The organism is Streptomyces sp. NRRL WC-3549 (genome assembly GCF_000721935.1).
Lineage (GTDB): Bacteria > Actinomycetota > Actinomycetes > Streptomycetales > Streptomycetaceae > Streptomyces.
Window position 1 is genome coordinate 283,838 of sequence record NZ_KL585414.1, and the last position, 1,038, is coordinate 284,875.

The 1,038-nt window shown below is 75.3% G+C and carries 1 protein-coding gene; it reads right to left on the bottom strand.

What is annotated here, in order from left to right; genetic code table 11:
- Nucleotides 1-73: 73 nt before the first annotated feature.
- On the bottom strand, nt 74-1,038 hold a 965-nt coding region (locus tag IH13_RS0122660; protein WP_031087250.1), incomplete at its 5' end, for a glycoside hydrolase family 15 protein.

Here is a 1,038-nt window from a genome sequence, read left to right on the forward strand (position 1 = left end):
CGCCCCCCCTGCCGATACCGGCGCTGGCTCCGGTGATGACGACGGTCCGGGACATAGGGGTCTCCTCGATGTGTCAGACGGGCGGTGCGGCGAGCCGGGCGGCGGTCTCCAGCATCAGGGCGTGCACGAAGGCCTGGGGCAGATTGCCGCGCAGCTGCCGCTGACCGATGTCGTACTCCTCGGTGAACAGTCCCGGGGGCCCGCAGGCGGCGCGGTTGCGTTCGAACCAGCGCAGGGCCTCCTCCTGGTTCCCCTGCTGGTGCTCGGCCAGGGCGACCAGGTACCCGCACAGCAGGAAGGCACCCTCGGCCTCGGCCAGGGGCTGCTCGCCGTGCCGGAAGCGGTAGGCGTAGTGGTCGCGGGTCAGCTCGGCGGTGTAGGCGCGGAGCGTCGCCACGGTCCTGGGGTCGTCGGCGGGCAGCGCTCCCCGCAACGGGGGCAGCAGCAGGGCGGCGTCCAGCCCCGGGTCGTCGGGGGCGCGCTGCCAGCGTCCCGTGGGGTGCGTACTGGTGGCGGAGGTGTCGGCGACCAGGGCGTCGGCGAGCGCCGACCAGGTGGCGGCCCGGCCGGGCGGGGCGACGGCGGCCAGGGAGCGCAGTCCGGCGGCACAGCTGAGTCTGCTGTGGGTCCAGGCGCGGGCGTCGAGCTCCCAGATCCCGGCGTCGGCTTCGTGCCGCCGCTCCGCGATGGCGGCGGCCGCGATGTCGGCGGCGCGCCAGCCGTCGGCGTCCAGCCGGCCGTGGCCGTGCGCGGCGGCGAAGAGGAGCAGCGCCTCGCCGAACACGTCGAGCTGGAACTGCCGGTTGACCCAGTTGCCGGTGCGGTCGTACCCGCCCGGGTATCCGGGCAGGCCCAGGACGCGCTGGTCGGGGACGGGGCCTCCGGTGACGGTGTAGGCGGGTGCCAGGTGCGGGCCGTCCTGGTGCAGGCGGGCGGAGACGAACCGCACCGCGTCGTCCAGCAGGGCGAGGCTCCCGGCCGCGGCGACGGCCTGCCCCGCGTAGCACTGGTCGCGGATCCACACGTACCGGTAGTCGT